Annotated in this window: 14 protein-coding genes and 1 pseudogene; 10 read left to right on the top strand and 5 right to left on the bottom strand. The window is 67.8% G+C overall.

Annotated elements, in window-relative coordinates:
• Positions 1-177: 177 nt before the first annotated feature.
• Together Q4V64_RS26220 and Q4V64_RS26225 are read right to left on the bottom strand one after the other, a co-directional pair.
• Positions 178-354, bottom strand: coding sequence for a DUF397 domain-containing protein (locus Q4V64_RS26220; protein WP_124440667.1), 177 nt, complete (start codon positions 352-354; stop codon positions 178-180).
• A 5-nt stretch (positions 355-359) separates the two neighbouring features.
• Positions 360-1,238, bottom strand: coding sequence for a helix-turn-helix transcriptional regulator (locus tag Q4V64_RS26225; protein ID WP_124440666.1), 879 nt, complete (start codon positions 1,236-1,238; stop codon positions 360-362).
• A 252-nt stretch (positions 1,239-1,490) separates the two neighbouring features.
• Here Q4V64_RS26225 and Q4V64_RS26230 point away from each other — a divergent pair, with 252 nt between their 5' ends.
• Positions 1,491-1,922, top strand: a complete 432-nt coding sequence (locus tag Q4V64_RS26230) for an ATP-binding protein (RefSeq protein ID WP_124440665.1) — start codon at positions 1,491-1,493, stop codon at positions 1,920-1,922.
• Between the two features lie 335 nt (positions 1,923-2,257).
• Here the strand turns inward: Q4V64_RS26230 and Q4V64_RS26235 are convergent, their stop codons facing one another.
• The gene (locus tag Q4V64_RS26235) at positions 2,258-3,334 is read right to left on the bottom strand and encodes an IS630 family transposase (RefSeq protein WP_303708621.1); all 1,077 of its coding nucleotides are present in this window, start codon (positions 3,332-3,334) and stop codon (positions 2,258-2,260) included.
• Between the two features lie 228 nt (positions 3,335-3,562).
• Here Q4V64_RS26235 and Q4V64_RS26240 point away from each other — a divergent pair, with 228 nt between their 5' ends.
• The 3 genes from Q4V64_RS26240 (at position 3,563) to Q4V64_RS26250 (ending at position 6,159) form a co-directional block, all read left to right on the top strand.
• Positions 3,563-5,386 (top strand): reverse transcriptase/maturase family protein, encoded by a 1,824-nt coding sequence (locus Q4V64_RS26240; RefSeq protein ID WP_172629628.1) that lies wholly within the window; start codon positions 3,563-3,565, stop codon positions 5,384-5,386.
• A 174-nt stretch (positions 5,387-5,560) separates the two neighbouring features.
• Positions 5,561-5,908 (top strand): hypothetical protein, encoded by a 348-nt coding sequence (locus tag Q4V64_RS26245; protein WP_124440651.1) that lies wholly within the window; start codon positions 5,561-5,563, stop codon positions 5,906-5,908.
• Complete coding sequence (locus tag Q4V64_RS26250) at positions 5,905-6,159, top strand: type II toxin-antitoxin system RelE/ParE family toxin (RefSeq protein ID WP_124440650.1); 255 nt, start codon at positions 5,905-5,907, stop codon at positions 6,157-6,159. Before Q4V64_RS26245 ends, Q4V64_RS26250 begins: the two co-directional genes overlap by 4 nt.
• Positions 6,160-6,756: 597 nt before the next feature.
• Here the strand turns inward: Q4V64_RS26250 and Q4V64_RS26255 are convergent.
• Entirely contained in the window at positions 6,757-8,406 is a 1,650-nt protein-coding gene (locus Q4V64_RS26255; protein WP_124440649.1) for a protein kinase, read from the bottom strand.
• Between the two features lie 334 nt (positions 8,407-8,740).
• Between Q4V64_RS26255 and Q4V64_RS26260 the strand changes: the two genes are divergently transcribed.
• Positions 8,741-10,324, top strand: a complete 1,584-nt coding sequence (locus Q4V64_RS26260) for a protein kinase (protein WP_124440648.1) — start codon at positions 8,741-8,743, stop codon at positions 10,322-10,324.
• A 126-nt stretch (positions 10,325-10,450) separates the two neighbouring features.
• Here Q4V64_RS26260 and Q4V64_RS26265 read toward each other — a convergent pair whose 3' ends face one another.
• Complete coding sequence (locus tag Q4V64_RS26265; protein ID WP_124440647.1) at positions 10,451-11,503, bottom strand: phosphotransferase; 1,053 nt, start codon at positions 11,501-11,503, stop codon at positions 10,451-10,453.
• A 451-nt stretch (positions 11,504-11,954) separates the two neighbouring features.
• On the opposite strand from Q4V64_RS26265, the gene pdhA reads away from it, so the two are divergent.
• From pdhA to Q4V64_RS55210, 5 genes and pseudogenes are all read left to right on the top strand, one after another.
• Entirely contained in the window at positions 11,955-13,166 is a 1,212-nt protein-coding gene (gene pdhA / locus Q4V64_RS26270) for a pyruvate dehydrogenase (acetyl-transferring) E1 component subunit alpha (RefSeq protein ID WP_124440646.1), read from the top strand.
• 1 nt (position 13,167) lies between these two features.
• On the top strand, positions 13,168-14,160 hold the full coding sequence (locus Q4V64_RS26275; RefSeq protein ID WP_124440645.1) for an alpha-ketoacid dehydrogenase subunit beta: 993 nt from the start codon (positions 13,168-13,170) through the stop codon (positions 14,158-14,160).
• Positions 14,161-14,170: 10 nt separating this feature from the next.
• Entirely contained in the window at positions 14,171-15,610 is a 1,440-nt protein-coding gene (locus Q4V64_RS26280) for a dihydrolipoamide acetyltransferase family protein (protein ID WP_124440644.1), read from the top strand.
• 570 nt (positions 15,611-16,180) lie between these two features.
• A pseudogene (locus tag Q4V64_RS55205) lies at positions 16,181-16,390 on the top strand (phosphotransferase); the annotation flags it as partial.
• A gap of 105 nt (positions 16,391-16,495) precedes the next feature.
• The gene (locus Q4V64_RS55210) at positions 16,496-16,840 is read left to right on the top strand and encodes a phosphotransferase (RefSeq protein ID WP_348540842.1); all 345 of its coding nucleotides are present in this window, start codon (positions 16,496-16,498) and stop codon (positions 16,838-16,840) included.
• Positions 16,841-16,893 lie beyond the last annotated feature (53 nt).

Consider the following 16,893-nt stretch of genomic DNA (forward strand, 5'->3'; position numbering starts at 1 on the left):
CGGGGGCCATGCGACTTGAACATCTAGTGTGCGCAACTTTCGGTGAGGCGGACTACCGGCCTGTTCGCGTCCTTGGAGTAGTGGACGGCGATGTGCCGCGGATGTTGAGGGCGACTTGGAGGCCCTCGCCGTGCGCGCCGCTGTAGCTGGACGTGACGAACTCGAAGTGGCACCGGCTCACAGCGCAGTGGTGAACGCTCTCCATGCGGTGGGTGTGAGCTGGAGTATGGGCCCGTCCGGGTCCTTGGAATCGCGGACGGCGACTGTGCTGGGGATGTTGCGGGCGACTTCGATGCACTCCTGGCCGGCGTTACCGCCGCTGTAGCTGGACTTGACGAACTCGTATACGGGCACGCCGACTACATCTCCTTCAGGATCCCGTCGATCAGTCTGACCGAGTTCCGCTGTGCGAGGCTCAGCCGCGTGATGCGCTCGAAGAGCCCGTTGTGGTGGTCGGCATCAGTATTGCTCTCCAACCAGACCGTCGACGAGGTGGTATCCACGTGGACCACGTCCAGCGCGCCCGGTTCGGCGAACGACACGATGGTGAAGGCGCTGGTCATGCCCGGATGTGCGCCCGCAAGGTACGGGAGCACCTGAAGCTTCACGTTCGGCCACCGTGCCATATCCAGCAGGTGCTCCAACTGGGCCCGCATGACGTCTCGCCCACCGACCAGTTGGCGTAGCGCACCCTCGTGCACCACCGCCCACAATTCCAGGGGACTCTCTCCGCCAAGCCGAGCCTGCCGCGCCATGCGGGACTCTACGAACGGTTCGATCTCGTCCAGGTCCTCCCAGTGACCGTTGCCCACCGCGAGCGCCCGCGCGTAGTCCGCTGTCTGCAACAGTCCTGGGATGACGGCTAGTTGCCACGTCCGGACGTTAGTTGCGATGTCCTCGAGTGCCACATACTCGACCATCGCCTGAAGCTGCGGGTACTGGTTCCACCAGCCGTTTGTCCTGCGCCGCTCTCGGTCTGCCTTCGCGAGGGCCAGTAGCCTCCCGATCACGATCTCGTCATTCTCACCGTACAGATGGCACAGTGCCCTGACGTCGGGGTCACGCATCGGCACTTGCCCGCGCTCGATCTTTGCGACCTTAGTGACCGACGCGGTCAGCGCCTCGGCTGCATGCGTCTGGCGCAGGTTGCACGCCTCCCGCATGCGCAGCAGTTCTCCTCCGAGCCTGCGCCCGAGGACGGTTGTGATCGTCCGTCCGCGGTCAGGGTTGTTACCCATGCAGTGATCCTTCCCGATGAGGCGACCCAGTCTGTAGCCCCTTGCGAACCACCCACAACCTGGGCAGAGAAATTTCTGCCCAGTTCGATTGCTGCCAATGCCCGCTCGACGCTACCGTGGGTGCTCAATCACTTACTCAGTGACCCCATTTGGTGGTAGCGCCGTGCTGCCCACACCCGAAATCGCACGGCGGAGCCAGTCCTCAATTGCCATCGGCCGGGGCCCCGGCACCGCACACGGAGGTGTGTTTCTGTGACCGACTCCTGTCCCACCCCTCACGTCCCCAAGGGCTACGACCGCTATGACGCCGTCAGCTACAGCCCGTACCCCCGCAGCATCGCCCTCGCACGCAGACGCGTTGCCCAACTCGTCGCCGACTGGGGCCACCCCAGCGCCGCTGGCGACGCGGCGCTGCTGACAAGCGAGTTGTGTACGAACGCCTTACTGCACGGTTGTCTGCGAGACCGCCTGTTCCGCGTTGAGACGTCTCTGTCCAGCACTGCACTGCGCGTCGCCGTTACCGACCCGAGAGGAGAACGGCTTCCGAACGCTCGTATCTCCAACACCAATGACCAGTTCGGCCGCGGGCTGCTCATCGTCCGTACACTCGCTGCCCGATGGGACGTAGAGAGACTCACCGTGGGCAAGACGGTCTGGGCGGAGTGCGCCATGGAAGCGCCTTGATGTATCCCCGGCTGAGTCGGGAGGAATTCGGAGAGTATTCCTGGGCTGAATGACTTACCTGGAGTCGAAAGACAAAGGGGACCGTAGCATGTCAGGAAAGCGGTGGCCGGGTCCAGGTATCAGGGACGGTGTGCCGCGAGGCCCGCGCGATACGGCGAAAGCTGGATTGCCTGAACCCCAATCTCCAGTCGATTAAAATACGGATCCGCCGGAATGATACCCGAAACCGGCGCTGCCTCCTGCGTCGGTGACTTCTGCCAGCCGACGCAACTCCGGGAGCCAGGACGATTCCCAGCGAGGGAATTCAAGGAGATGAGTGGGGCGCCTAAGTCGCGCTAGTGTCGTGTGAATGAAGTTCTTGGACGTTTGGGTGTGGCGTGTTCGAGGATTTCGTCAGCGGTCTTGGTCCAGGTGAACGGCTGGCAGCGGTCGTTGTAGGCGTCGATGTAGCGGCGGATGGCGTCGGTGAGGTCGGCGACCGAGGTGAAGGTGCCGCGGCGTATGGCCTGGCGCGTGATGATGCCGAAGAAGATTTCCACCAGGTTCAGCCACGAGCAGGAGGTCGGGGTGAAGTGCAGGGTGATCCGCGGGTTCTTCGCCAGCCACGCCTTCACGCGGGGGTGCTTGTGGGTGGCGTAGTTGTCGGCGACCACGTGCAGCTTCACCCTCGGGTGGGCCTTGGCGACCTGCTTGAGGAAGCGCAGGAACTCGTCGTTGCGGTGCCGGTCGTAGCAGGCGTCGGCGGTGATCTTCCCGGTGGCGACGTCCAGGGCGGCGAACAAGGTGGTGGTGCCGTGGCGGACGTAGTCGTGGGTGCGCCGCTCCGCCAGGCCCGGCCGGACCGGCAGCATCGGGGCGGTCCGGTCCAGCGCCTGGATCTGCGACTTCTCATCGACGCAGACCACCACCGCCTTCTCCGGCGGGGCCAGGTACAGCCCGACCACGTCGCGGACCTTGGCCTCCAGTTCCGGGTCGGTGGAGAACTTGAACGTCTCGCTCCGCCAGGGCTGGATCTTCCACTTGCGCCACACCTTGGCCACCGCGACGTTGGACAGGCGCAGTTCGGCGGCGAGCAGCCGGGAGGACCAGTGGGTCACGCCAAGTTTTTCCGGCGGGCCCTCCAGGGTCCGCACCACCACTTCGGCCTCGTCCACGGTGCCGGGCCGGCCCGAGCGAGGCCGGTCCTCCAGCCCGGACAGGCCGGCCGAGCGGTACCGGCCGCGCCAGGTCACCACCGTCTGCCGGGAGAGCTCAAGCCGCCGCGCGATCTCGGTGTTCGAAGTGCCTTCCGAGGCAAGGAGCACGATCCGGGCCCGCGTCACCAGCCCCGACGGGGACGACGGCGAGCGGACCCACGAACGCAGAACCTTACGGTCCGCATCGGACACGGCCAACGGCAGGGCGACAGGCATACGCCATTCAACCGCACCCCAGTTCATCGTCCAAGGACTTCATTCACACGACACTAGACACGTACATCAAGACGAACCATGGGATCACCTAAAGGGCGCGAGCCCCATGGTGACGGAGTGTCCGTAGTAGTCGCAGGGGTAACGGCCTGCCGTGGGGTCCGGGAGAGCCGGAATCAGGGCGAAGGGACACAGGTGACATGGGATCCACAAGACCGGAAGGTATGCGTAATGCAGACTGCCGAAGCGGTACTTGAAATCCTCCGTGAACGCGGCAGGCGGAACCTGCCGTGCAACGAGCTCTATCGACAGATGTTCAACCCGCAGTTGTATCTCCTGGCCCACGGCCGCATCTACTCCAACCAGGGAGCGATGACACCCGGGGCCACGGGCGAAACCGCAGACGGCATGTCCCTGGAAAAGATCGGAAGCATCATCGATGCGTTACGCCACGAGCGGTTCCGCTTCAAACCGGTCAAGCGGGTCCTCATCCCGAAAAGGAACGGTAAGACGAGGCCGCTGGGCCTGCCGCCATGGACGGACAAGCTGGTGGGCGAGGTGATGCGCCTCCTCCTGGAGGCATACTTCGAGCCCCGGTTCTCCGACCACTCACACGGTTTCCGTCCCCGACGGGGCTGCCACACCGCACTGAGCGAGGTGGCACGCACCTGGACCGGGACAACATGGTTCATCGAGGGAGACATCGCCAAGTGCTTCGACTCACTAGACCATCAAGTGATGCTCGAAACCCTGGGCGAAAAGATCCACGACAACCGGTTCCTGCGGCTCGTGCACAACATGCTCAAAGCCGGATACCTGGAAGACTGGACCTGGAACGCGACGCTCAGCGGCACGCCGCAAGGCGGGGTTTTATCCCCGGTCCTGTCCAACATCTATCTGCACAAACTGGACGTCTTTGTCGAGACAGTTCTCATGCCGGAATACACCCGTGGGAAACTCAGGGCGAGAAACCCTGAATACCGCCGGGTCGAAGCGGCTGTCCAGCGAGCACGCTGGCGCGAAGACCGCGCCGAAGTGCGCGCCCTGCGCAAGCGGCTGCACACCCTCCCGAGCCAGGACATGTCCGACCCGGGATACCGCCGCCTGCGCTACGTGCGATACGCCGACGACACCCTCATCGGGTTCACCGGACCCAAGGCCGAAGCCGAAGAAATCAAACAGCGACTGGCCCAGTTCCTTCGAGACGACCTCAAGCTGGAACTTTCCCAGGAAAAGACGCTGATCACCCACGCCAGAACCGGCGCGGCACGATTCCTCGGATATGAGATCACCGTCCGCAGGGACGACCGCAGATCGGAACGGAAAAGAGGCCGCCGGCGACAGCGCCGGTCGACCAACGGAACCGTTGCGCTGCACGTCCCCAAGGACGTGATCAAGGCCAAATGTGCCCCATACCTGGAACGCGGAAAACCCGCGCGACAGCCCTCGATGCTTCACTACGACGACTACACGCTCGTCAACATCTACGGCGCCAGGTACCGCGGAATCGTTAACTACTACCTGCTGGCCGGTGACGTCTTCCGACTGAACCGGTTGCACTGGGTCATGCAGTCCTCGCTGCTGTGCTCCCTGGCGAACAAGCACCGCTCGACCATGTCGAAGATGGCCCGCAAGTACAAGGTCACCATCGACACCCCGGCCGGGCCACGCAAGTGCCTCCAGGCAGCCACCACCCGCGCCCCGAGCAGGAAACCGCTGGTCGCACAGTTCGGTGGCATTCCACTCCAACGGCACAAGGCCGCGGTCCTGACCGACCGCGATCCTGCCCAACGCCAGCCTCGGCGAAGCGAGTTGACAAGGCGGCTGCTGGCCGGACTCTGCGAACTGTGCGGACAGACCGCACAGATCCAGGTCCACCAGATCCGCCGACTCGCCGACCTCGACCGGCTCGGACAGACGCAGCCCGACTGGGCCGTCCTCATGGCCAGGAAACGGCGCAAGACCCTCATGGTCTGCCCGCCCTGTCACGAAGGCATCCACGACGGCCGCAAAGCCGCAGTTCACGGCAGTCACTGGAGAGCCCGTTGCGGTTAACGCCGCACGACGGGTTCGGGAGGAGGCCGCTGGGAAAAGGAACAGCTCCGCTGTCACCTCGCCCGGCGGCCCACCTCACACTGAGCATTTCCGGGAGTGGCGATGCATAGCCTGCTGAACCGCCGCAGACGGCATCACGGCGATACCTTGGCCGCACGGCGAAAGGGGACGCACATGGCAGCCGAGTGGCAGAGCGCGGTGTCTGAGGCCCAGGAGGCCACCGGATTCACTGGCGACATCGTCCAGCGCACCGTGGATGGCATTGGATTCGCCCTGCGTCTCGATCGTCGCGCCGACTTCTACACGGAGCTAGGTTCCCTGTCCGACTCAGGCGGCTTCGAGGCGTTCCTCAACCACTGGTGGGCGCAGGCACTCGCCGACTCCGCCCCCGACGAGGCGACGCGCGAGCAGGCGATCGACTTCGCCGACGTAGCCGTATCCCTGTATGCCCGAGCCACCAGTGGTCCGACGTTCACCCAAGACGAGATCGACGCCATCGCCACCGGAGCGAAAGCCATTTGAGCTACACGATTATCTGGGAGAGGGCGGCCTGCGAAGGTCTCAAACGGCTCCGGACCCGCGACGGCGACGCAGTGGGCTCCCTCCTCAAGGCGATCAACGCCCTCACCCAGAACCCCGAACCCACGACGAGCAGCAAGCTCGGCAATACCAACCTGCGACGCCTGCGCATTGGCCCCTACCGAGCCACTTACGAGATCGACGGTGGCACGGTCGCGATCAAGATCCTGATGATCGGCAGCACGGCGGCCTGAAGGCTGCATGCTGCGGGCACGCTCAACCCGCAGGCCTCCTCAAATCAGGCTGGGCCAGTCCCGACTCGGGACTGGCCCAGCCTGATTTGTGCATCTACCAGTTCGGATTCGTAGCGGACACCCATGTGCCACACATGTTCAGCTGGTCATTGCCTTCCATGACAGCCACATCTATGCCGGCCCGCTTGATGCCAGCCGAGTCATAGGCATATGTCTCCCAGGTCTGAGTGTTGCCGCTTCCTCCGTAGTTGTGGCGCCAACCCCAGACGTGAACAGAACCATCGGCCTTGTGCGTCACAAGTCGAATTGCGACGTGGTGTCCGTCGGCCTTCGTGTCCGAGACCACGAACTGGAGAGGCTGGAGACGGTACTTCCCGCTCCATTGAAAGGCGAAAGACCCGCTGGCGCCCGACGTGGAGCAAGAGTCGCTCACAGCAGCGGCGGGCGTGGCAATAGCGGGCACGACAAGGGCCGCCATCGTGGCAGCGAGAGCGATAGTCAGTCGTCGCCTCATATAAGATCCCACCCCTTCTTGAATTTTCGCGATCACACTATGGGGTGGTCATGAGCAGGTCAAGAGGGGCTTTCGTGTGCGGCTCAGGCCGGGTTGCCCGTGGAGAGCTCGAACTGCATCTCCGGCGGGTTCTTCGGGTCGAAGTCCGTGCCCACCGTGGGGTACTGCTTCATCACCGTGTCCTTGCCGTACGTGTTCTCATCCACGCGTGTTGGGTCGTAGTGCCACCCGGCGGCCTGGAGGCAGGAGAGGACCGAGTCCCAGTTCTTGAACGTGAAGTCCGGCATCCGCACCATCTTGGGGTCGTTGTACGACTCCTCCGGCTCGGTGCACTGGGTCTTCTCGATGGTCCGCGACTTGTCCGGCCCGCGGTATCCGGCCACCTGGGTCGCCGATGCCGAGGCACTGGCACTGCTGTCCCCGCCCGCCTCGGTACTGTCCCCGCCGCTGTTCATCAGCAGGGCCGCGATCAGCCCGCCGATCGCGACGATCGACACCACGATCGAGCCGATGACGACCGGCTTGTTGCCCTTGCCGCCGCCGGAGGAGGACGGGACGGTGGTCTGGGGCGTGAGGTTGTACGGCGGCGGGGTCGACGGGGTCTGCTGCTGCGGCATGTACCCGGCCGGGCCCGGCGTCTGATAGCCGCCCTGCTGCGGGTAGCCGTAGGCCGGAGAAGGCGCCGACGGCGACGGGGTGCCGTACGGGTTCTGCGGTGGGGTCGGCTGGTACGGCGTCTGTACGTTGCCCGAGGGCATCGGCGTGCCCTGGTCGACCGGCGGGAACACCGCGGAGCCGACGCCCGCGCCGCTCGGCGTCTGCGCGCCCGGGACGATGCTCGGCGCGGCGGCCTGGAAGGAGGACGCCACGCGCAGGCACTCGTCGCGCATGGCCTCGGCGCTCGGGAAACGCTCGTTCGGGTTCTTCTTCAGCGCGCGGGCGACCAGCGCGTCCACGGCCGGCGGAAGCGAACGGTTGATCGAGGAAGGAGCCACCGGCTCCTCCTGGACGTGTGCGTACGCTATGGCCAGCGGCGAGTCCGCGTCGAACGGCAACCGCCCCGTGACCAGCTGGAACAGCATGATGCCGACCGAGTAGAGGTCGGAGCGCGCGTCCACCCCGCGCCCCAGCGCCTGCTCCGGCGAGAGGTACTGCGGGGTGCCGACGACCATGCCGGTCTGCGTCATCGAGGTGACACCGGACTGCATGGCACGCGCGATGCCGAAGTCCATGACCTTCACGACCCCGCGCTTGGTCATCATCACGTTGCCCGGCTTGATGTCCCGGTGGACCAGGCCCATCTCGTGGCTGATCTCCAGCGCGGCGAGCACATCGGCGGTGATCTTCAGGGCCTTGTCGACGGGCATCGCGCCGAGCTGCCGTACGTCCTGGTCGAGCACCGAGCCGAGCGGGCGGCCCTCGACGTACTCCATGACGATGTACGGGGTGGTCATCCCGTCGAGATCGTCCTCGCCGGTGTCGAAGACCGAGACGATGTTGGTGTGCGTGAGCTTGGCCACGGCCTGGGCCTCACGGCGGAAGCGCTCGCGGAAGGCCTGCTCGCGGCCGAGGTCGGTGTGGAGTGTCTTGACCGCGACCTGCCGGTCCAGCACGGCGTCGTACGCGAGGTGCACCGAGGCCATGCCGCCCTCGCCCAGCAGGTCGCGCAACTGATAGCGGCCACCGGCGAGCGCTCGGCCCGCATACCGGCCGTGGGCGGCGTCCTGGCTCATGTCTCTGCGTCCCCCAAGCAGCCTTTCAGGCGCCGGCTGTCGTTGATCCAATGTGCTATTCCCGGCCAAGTCTGCCGGAGGCCACTGACACGTCAAGCTCGGTGCCCGTTCCGTGACCGTACGCGAAAGAAGCGTCGCGGAAGCGTTACCGCGGGCGTACTGCTGGTACACAGAATTTGCACGCCGACACGTACAACAGGTTTCATGGCCGGTCCGTCTCGGGCCGATCCCCGGGGCCTTCCCGGACCAGCGGCTTGCGCGGAGGCTGTAGCGTGGCCGACGGAGACCGTAACAACACCGCGCGCACCGCGGGCAGAAACGACGGCGAGGACTGATGGCACAGCAGCAGCGCGCTCAGGGCCCGTCCGACCCCGAGGCGACTGGCGGCGGGATGTCAGATGCGCCGGAAATGTGGGGTAATGGCGGGCTGGTCGGGGACGGCCGATATCGGCTGACCCGCAGACTCGGCCGGGGCGGCATGGCCGAGGTGTTCGCAGCCGAGGACGTGCGGCTCGGACGCACCGTGGCGGTCAAGTTGCTGCGCGCCGACCTTGCCGAGGACCCGGTCTCCAAGGCCCGTTTCACGCGTGAGGCCCAGTCCGTGGCCGGCCTCAACCACCACGCGATCGTCGCCGTGTACGACTCCGGCGAGGACTTCGTGGGCGGCCAGTCCGTTCCGTACATCGTGATGGAGATCGTCGAGGGACGCACGATCCGCGACCTGCTCCTGAACGCCGAGGCGCCCGGCCCCGAGCAGGCCCTGATCATCGTCTCCGGTGTGCTGGAAGCCCTCGCCTATTCGCACCAGCACGGCATCGTGCACCGCGACATCAAGCCGGCCAACGTCATCATCACGCACAACGGCGCCGTGAAGGTGATGGACTTCGGCATCGCCCGCGCCCTGCACGGCGCGTCCACGACCATGACTCAAACCGGCATGGTCATGGGCACCCCGCAGTACCTCTCCCCCGAGCAGGCACTCGGCAAGGCCGTCGACCACCGCTCCGACCTGTACGCCACGGGCTGCCTGCTCTACGAACTCCTCGCGCTCAGGCCCCCGTTCACCGGCGAGACCCCGCTGTCGGTGGTCTACCAGCACGTCCAGGACATCCCGACTCCCCCGTCCGAGGCGTCCGACGCCTGCCCGCCGGAGCTCGACGGCCTCGTCATGCGCTCGCTGGCCAAGGAGCCGGACGACCGCTTCCAGACGGCCGAGGAGATGCGCGGGCTGGTCCAGTACGGCCTGCAGATGCTGTACGAGCAGGGCGGCCACACCGGCACCTGGAACACCGGCCCCGTCGACACGCACGACGGCCGGCACACCCCGGCGGCGGGCATGGCGGGCACGGCCGTGCTGCCGCATCCCGGCTCGGACTCCTCCGGCACCACCCAGATCCCCCAGCCGATCCTGCCCGCCGGCTACGGCGGCGGGGACGACGGCGGGTTCGAGGGCCACGGCAACAAGGGCGGGGGCCGCGGCAAGCTGTGGATCCTCGCCGTGTTCGCGGTGATCGCGATCGCCGCGGGTGTGGCGCTGGCGCTCCAGAGCAAGGACTCCAAGGACCCCGGCACCGGCACCACGCAGTCGCCGACCACCACCTCGCAGACCACCGACGACGCCACGGCCAGCGAGACGCCGAGCGAGGACCCGACCGACGAGCCCACGGACACGGCCACCGGGGACGACACCGGCACCGGTTCCGGTTCGGACTTCACGCCGTCGTACACGCCCTCGTACGAGCCGACGGACCAGCCGACGACGAGCGGGCCGACGAACGAGCCGACGGACGAGCCGACGACGAGCGCGCCGACGGACGAGCCGACGACGAGCGCGCCGACGGACCAGCCGACGACCTCGGGGCCGACGGGCAACGAAACCGGCGGGGGCGAGGTCGGGGGCGCCGGCGGCCTCGGCTGATCGGAAACAGCCTCCACGCGCGCGTGCGACCCGGAAACGGGCTCCACGCGCGCGTGCCGTTTACGCCCCTGGGGCGGCTCATTACGAACCCTGGGACGCGGCTCATCCCGGTCCCTGGGACGCGGCTCAGTCGGCGAACGCGTCGCGCACCGCGTCGTACTCCCGCGTCCACCACACCGCGAGCGCCGATGCCGCCGGGAACTGCGAGTCCGCGCGGGTGTCGCCGCGCTCGTAGTGCCAGCGCAGCATCCAGAAGTCGTTGAGGCGCTCCCACCACACGCGGTGCACGGCCGCTGCCAGTTCGGAGGGCGTGGCCCCGGCCGTACGCCGGTACGCGCGCGCGTAGGCCCGCACCTTCGGCAGGTCGAGGGCGCCGGCGGGCAGGACGAAGAAGATCGCGGCGGCGCGTACGGCCTCTTCCGCGCGGGGCTGCACCCCGAGCCGGTCCCAGTCGACGATCGCGGCGGGCGCGTCCCCTTGGTAGAGCAGGTTGAACGGGTGGAAGTCGCCGTGCACCCACCCCACCGAGCCCCCGCGCGGAGGCCGCCGGTCGGCGTGCCGCTCCAGCAGCGCGCGCCGCTCCAGGAGCCGGTGGCGGGCCAGTTCGTCGAAGGAGTCGGCGGGGCGGTGCCGGCGTACGCGGGCGAGCAGGTCGTCGATGAGGGTGCAGGTGTCGGCGGGGTCGGGGCTGTCGGCGGCGCGAGGGCCGCCGTCCGCCGGTTCGGCGCGCGCCCGCGCGTGGGTCGGCATCACGCGCTCCAGGCTCGCGTGCACGACCCCCAGTAACGCCCCCAGCCGCCCGCACTGGGCGGTGCTGAGCTGGCCGCCGTGGCGGTGCCGTCCCTCGATCCAGGGGTGCAGGGCGTAGGCGTGGCCGCCGACGACGGCGACCGTGCGCCCGTCTCGGCCGGTCAGCGGGGGCGCCACCGGGACGCCGAGGTCGGCGAGGCTCTGGGTGGCCCGGTGCTGGCGGGCGATCGCGGCCGGGTCGGCGGTCTCGGGGTCGAAGTGGTGCTTGAGGAAGTAGCGGCCGCGGGTCGTACAGAGCCGGTAGCCGCGGTTGAGCAGCCCCTGGTCGACGGGCTCGCAGGCGAGGGCGGCACCGGCGGCGTACTGGCGGAGGAGAGCGCCCAGCGGGGGCGCGTGAGGTACGAGGGGTGGTACACAAGAGCGCGGCACGCTGCCCGATGCTAGGGCACGGAAAGCGCCCGTGAACTGGGCGTTGTCACAGACAGTCGCTTTCGATCACGGGATGCGCCCGAAGTGGCCCGCCGGGCGTCTGCCGGACGAGTGCAAGATGCCGAACCGCCGGGTCCGCTCCAGGAGAACTCTTCCCGTGACCTGGGTCACCGGGATAACGTGCCGTTGTTCCGGCCCCCTGCAGGGCTGTGACCAGCGGCTGTTCCGGATTTCGCGTTTTTACTTGGAAATCCAAGCAAAAACGCAGGTCAGGAGGGGTTTCACAGAAATGTGGAGCACTGGGTAACGTGCCTTCTGCAGGGCGCTCGCCGGGGCACCTGTCACGCCTGTTCCCGAACGAGCCGCACCCACCCCGTGCGTCCGTGAGGCCACAGGTGAGCCGCACTGGCACCCGGCGAACCCGGGTAGCCGGACCGACGGAGGAGCACACGTGACCGTGGAGAGCACTGCCGCGCGCACACCGCGACGCAGCGCAGGTACGACCGGTGCGAAGAGCACGGCCGGCAAGCGTACGACCGCCAAGAAGGCATCGGCGACCGCAAAGAAATCGCCAACCGGCGAGCCCGAGCTCGTCCAGCTGCTGACGCCCGAGGGCAAGCGCGTCAAGAGCGCCGAGTACGACCGGTACGTCGCCGGCATCACCCCCGAAGAGCTCCGCGGCCTGTACCGCGACATGGTGCTCACCCGCCGCTTCGACGCCGAAGCGACATCTCTGCAGCGCCAGGGCGAACTCGGTCTGTGGGCCTCGCTGCTCGGCCAGGAGGCCGCCCAGATCGGCTCCGGCCGGGCCACCCGCGAGGACGACTACGTCTTCCCCACCTACCGCGAGCACGGCGTCGCCTGGTGCCGCGGCGTCGACCCGTCCAACCTGCTCGGCATGTTCCGCGGCGTGAACAACGGCGGCTGGGACCCGAACAGCAACAACTTCCAGCTCTACACGATCGTCATCGGCTCCCAGACGCTGCACGCCACGGGCTACGCGATGGGCGTGGCCAAGGACGGCGCGGACTCGGCGGTCATCGCCTACTTCGGCGACGGCGCCTCCAGCCAGGGAGACGTCGCCGAATCGTTCACCTTCTCCGCGGTCTACAACGCCCCCGTGGTGTTCTTCTGCCAGAACAACCAGTGGGCGATCTCCGAGCCCACCGAGAAGCAGACCCGCGTCCCGCTCTACCAGCGCGCGCAGGGCTACGGCTTCCCGGGCGTCCGCGTCGACGGCAACGACGTGCTGGCCTGCCTCGCGGTGACCAAGTGGGCGCTGGAGCGCGCCCGCAGCGGCGAGGGCCCGACGCTGGTCGAGGCGTACACGTACCGCATGGGCGCCCACACCACCTCCGACGACCCCACCCGCTACCGGCACGACGACGAGCGGGCCGCCTGGGAGGCGAAGGATCCGATCCTGCGCCTTCGCCGGTACCTCGAGGCCTCAAACCACACGGACGAGGGATTCTTCGCGGAACTGGAGGCCGAGAGCGAGGCGTTGGGCAGGCGAGTGCGCGAAGCGGTCCGCGCCATGCCGGACCCGGACCACTTCGCGATCTTCGAGAACGTGTACGCGGACGGGCACGCGCTGGTCGACGAGGAGCGAGCACAGTTCGCCGCCTACCAGGCGTCGTTCGCGGACACAGAGGGGGGTAACTGACATGGCCGAGACGATGACAACGAAAAACCTGGCTCTCGCGAAGGCGATCAACGAGTCCCTGCGCCACGCCCTGGAGGCCGACCCCAAGGTCCTCATCATGGGCGAGGACGTGGGCAAGCTCGGCGGCGTCTTCCGCGTGACGGACGGCCTGCAGAAGGACTTCGGCGACAGCCGGGTCATCGACACGCCGCTGGCGGAGTCCGGCATCGTCGGCACGGCCATCGGTCTGGCGCTGCGCGGCTACCGCCCGGTCGTGGAGATCCAGTTCGACGGCTTCGTCTTCCCGGCCTACGACCAGATCGTCACGCAGCTGGCGAAGATGCACGCGCGTTCGCTGGGCAAGGTCAAGCTCCCGGTCGTCGTCCGGATCCCGTACGGCGGTGGCATCGGCGCGGTCGAGCACCACTCGGAGTCTCCCGAGGCACTGTTCGCGCACGTGGCGGGGCTGAAGATCGTCAGCCCCTCCAACGCCTCGGACGCGTACTGGATGATGCAGCAGGCCATCCAGAGCGACGACCCGGTGATCTTCTTCGAGCCCAAGCGTCGGTACTGGGACAAGGCCGAGGTCAACACCGAGGCGATTCCCGGCCCTCTGCACAAGGCACGCGTGGTCCGCGAGGGCGCCGACCTCACCCTCGCCGCCTACGGCCCGATGGTGAAGCTCTGCCAGGAGGTCGCCGACGCGGCCGCCGAGGAGGGCAAGTCCCTGGAGGTCCTGGACCTGCGCTCGGTGTCCCCGCTGGACTTCGACTCGATCCAGGCCTCGGTGGAGAAGACCCGCCGGCTGGTGGTGGTCCACGAGGCCCCGGTGTTCTTCGGCTCGGGCGCGGAGATCGCCGCCCGGATCACCGAGCGCTGCTTCTACCACCTGGAGGCCCCGGTGCTCAGGGTCGGCGGCTACCACGCCCCGTACCCGCCGGCGCGCCTGGAGGAGGAGTACCTGCCGGGCCTGGACCGGGTGCTCGACGCCGTCGACCGTGCCCTGGCGTACTGAGGAGAGGGTCGTGACGACGATGACGGAAGCGTCCGTACGCGAGTTCAAGATGCCGGACGTGGGTGAGGGGCTCACCGAGGCGGAGATCCTCAAGTGGTACGTCCAGCCCGGCGACACGGTCACCGACGGCCAGGTGGTGTGCGAGGTCGAGACGGCCAAGGCCGCCGTCGAACTCCCCATCCCGTACGACGGTGTGGTCCGCGAGCTGCACTTCGCCGAGGGCACCACGGTGGACGTGGGCACGTCGATCATCGCGGTGGACGTGGCGGGCGGGGCTCCGGCCGAGACACCCGCGGAGAGCCCTGTCGCGAAGAAGGAGACCCCCGGGCAGGCTCTCAAGGAGGAGCCGAAGCCGGCGGGCTCCGGCCGCCAGCCGGTCCTCGTCGGCTACGGCGTGGCGACCTCCTCCACCAAGCGCCGCCCCCGCAAGGGCCCGGAGATCCCGGCCAAGGGCGAGGAGATCCCGGTCCAGGAGGCGTCGAAGGCGCTCCAGACGGAACTGAACGGCCATGGTTCCGCCCCGGCCGTGAAGCCGCGCCCCCTCGCCAAGCCCCCGGTGCGCAAGCTGGCGAAGGACCTCGGCGTGGACCTGGCGACGGTCACCCCGTCGGGCCCGGACGGCATCATCACGCGCGAGGACGTGCACGCGGCGGTGGCGACGCCTCCGGCGCCCGAGCCGGTGACGCAGGCTCCGGTGACGGCACCCGCCCCCGCCCACGCCCCTGCCCCTGCCGCATCGTACGACGCGGCCCGGGAGACCCGTATCCCGGTCAGGGGCGTCCGCAAGGCGACGGCGGCGGCGATGGTCGGCTCGGCGTTCACGGCGCCGCACGTCACGGAGTTCGTGACGGTCGACGTGACCCGCACGATGAAGCTGGTCGAGGAGCTCAAGCAGGACAAGGAGTTCACGGGCCTGCGCGTGAATCCCCTCCTGCTCATCGCCAAGGCCCTGCTGGTCGCGATCAAGCGCAACCCGGACATCAACGCGTCCTGGGACGAGGCGAACCAGGAGATCGTGGTCAAGCACTACGTGAACCTGGGCATCGCGGCGGCGACCCCGCGCGGTCTGATCGTCCCCAACATCAAGGACGCGCAGGCCAAGACCCTCCCGCAACTGGCTCAGGCACTGGGCGAGTTGATCGCGACGGCACGCGAGGGCAAGACCTCCCCCGCCGCCATGCAGGGTGGCACGGTGACGATCACCAACGTCGGCGTCTTCGGCGTCGACACCGGCACGCCGATCCTCCCGCCCGGCGAGTCCGCGATCCTCGCGGTCGGCGCGATCAAGCTCCAGCCGTGGGTCCACAAGGGCAAGGTGAAGCCGCGCCAAGTGACGACCCTGGCGTTGTCCTTCGACCACCGATTGGTGGACGGGGAGTTGGGCTCCAAGGTGCTGGCGGATGTGGCCGCGATCCTGGAGCAGCCGAAGAGGCTGATCACCTGGTCGTGAGACGGACTCTGAGACACGGCCACACCAACCGCACGGTCGGCGACGGTGCGGTCGTGCAGAAGACGTACGACGGTCCCGGTGCCGCCGACAGGGTCGTGCGCAGTGCTCCTGATGGCCTGTGGTTCCTTGGGGTGCGACTGGGTATCACAGGGTGGTGTTCAATGTGGTGCGATCAGTCTTTTGTGGCACTTTCCGGTGAACTGTTTGTCGTGAGGTGCAGGAGCGTGATGGTGCATTCGGTAGCGTGCGTGTCACTGCGAGGCCGGTGAGAGCAGCAGTCACGATTCCGGTCTCCTCGAGAATCCGCCCCGTGCCCAGGAAAGCGACGCGGGGTCCCCGCCCCGCCCGGGTCCACACCGGGCGGAAAGCGTCCGGCGGGGCGGATACCGCAGCCTCCGAATCGCCGCAGCCGGCGGCGCCACAGGCGGCAGGTACCGCACACGATGAGCACCCGCACCGCACCCGGCGGCGACGGCCCACGGTCCCACGGCAGGCGTCCAAACCCCGCCCAGCACGACGGACCACTTCCCGGCATCCAGGAAAACCCAGGATCGCCCAGGGAACCTCAGCTCATCAGCGACGCTCAGACGCGAGCGGATTGTGTTGGCCGGGCTGCGGGGACAGGTGCCCGTGCCTCCGGTGCTCGGGGCCGACGAGGGCACACTCACGCTCGGCTTCGTCCCCGGTGTTCCCGGCCAGGAGCTCATCGACTCCGGTCATGCGAAGGGAGTGCTGCGGTCCTGCGGAGAGGTGCTGCGCCGTATCCATGCGACGGCGACGGACGTGCTGCGATCCGAGGCGGGCGACGATGCCGAAGCGGGCAACGATGCCGGAACGGGCGACGATGCCGGAACGGGCGACGATGCCGGAGCGGGCGACGTGCTCGTGCATGGTGACTTCGGACCGCACAACACCCTGTTCGAGCCCCGGACCTTCCAGGTCACCGCCGTGGTCGACTGGGAGTTCGCCCACCTCGGCGACCCGGTGGAGGATCTGGCCTGGTGCGAATGGATCGTACGGATGCACCACCCGGAGCATGCGGACGCCCTCGGTCACTTCTTCGGAGCGTACGGCGGGACAGTGCCGACCTGGTCGGCCCGTCACGCCTCCATGCTGGCCAAGTGCGCCTCCTACAGGGAGTTCTGTCAGCGCTGGGACCCGAGCGGTCCTGGAGTCCGGCAGTGGGAGGAACGCACCGAGATCACACGCGCCTGGCAGGCGCAGCCCTGATCACGACCGTGGCCCGGCCCTGGACATCCAGGGCCGGGCCACGGTCGCGGGTC

The organism is Streptomyces sp. NL15-2K (assembly GCF_030551255.1).
Lineage (GTDB): Bacteria > Actinomycetota > Actinomycetes > Streptomycetales > Streptomycetaceae > Streptomyces.

Coding starts and splice junctions, on each gene's coding strand:
- Q4V64_RS26225 (WP_124440666.1), bottom strand. CDS start 1,238: ATGGGTAACAACCCTGACCGCGGACGGACGATCACAACCGTCCTCGGG.
- Q4V64_RS26235 (WP_303708621.1), bottom strand. CDS start 3,334: ATGCCTGTCGCCCTGCCGTTGGCCGTGTCCGATGCGGACCGTAAGGTT.
- Q4V64_RS26240 (WP_172629628.1), top strand. CDS start 3,563: ATGCAGACTGCCGAAGCGGTACTTGAAATCCTCCGTGAACGCGGCAGG.
- Q4V64_RS26245 (WP_124440651.1), top strand. CDS start 5,561: ATGGCAGCCGAGTGGCAGAGCGCGGTGTCTGAGGCCCAGGAGGCCACC.
- Q4V64_RS26255 (WP_124440649.1), bottom strand. CDS start 8,406: ATGAGCCAGGACGCCGCCCACGGCCGGTATGCGGGCCGAGCGCTCGCC.
- Q4V64_RS26260 (WP_124440648.1), top strand. CDS start 8,741: ATGGCACAGCAGCAGCGCGCTCAGGGCCCGTCCGACCCCGAGGCGACT.
- Q4V64_RS26275 (WP_124440645.1), top strand. CDS start 13,168: ATGGCCGAGACGATGACAACGAAAAACCTGGCTCTCGCGAAGGCGATC.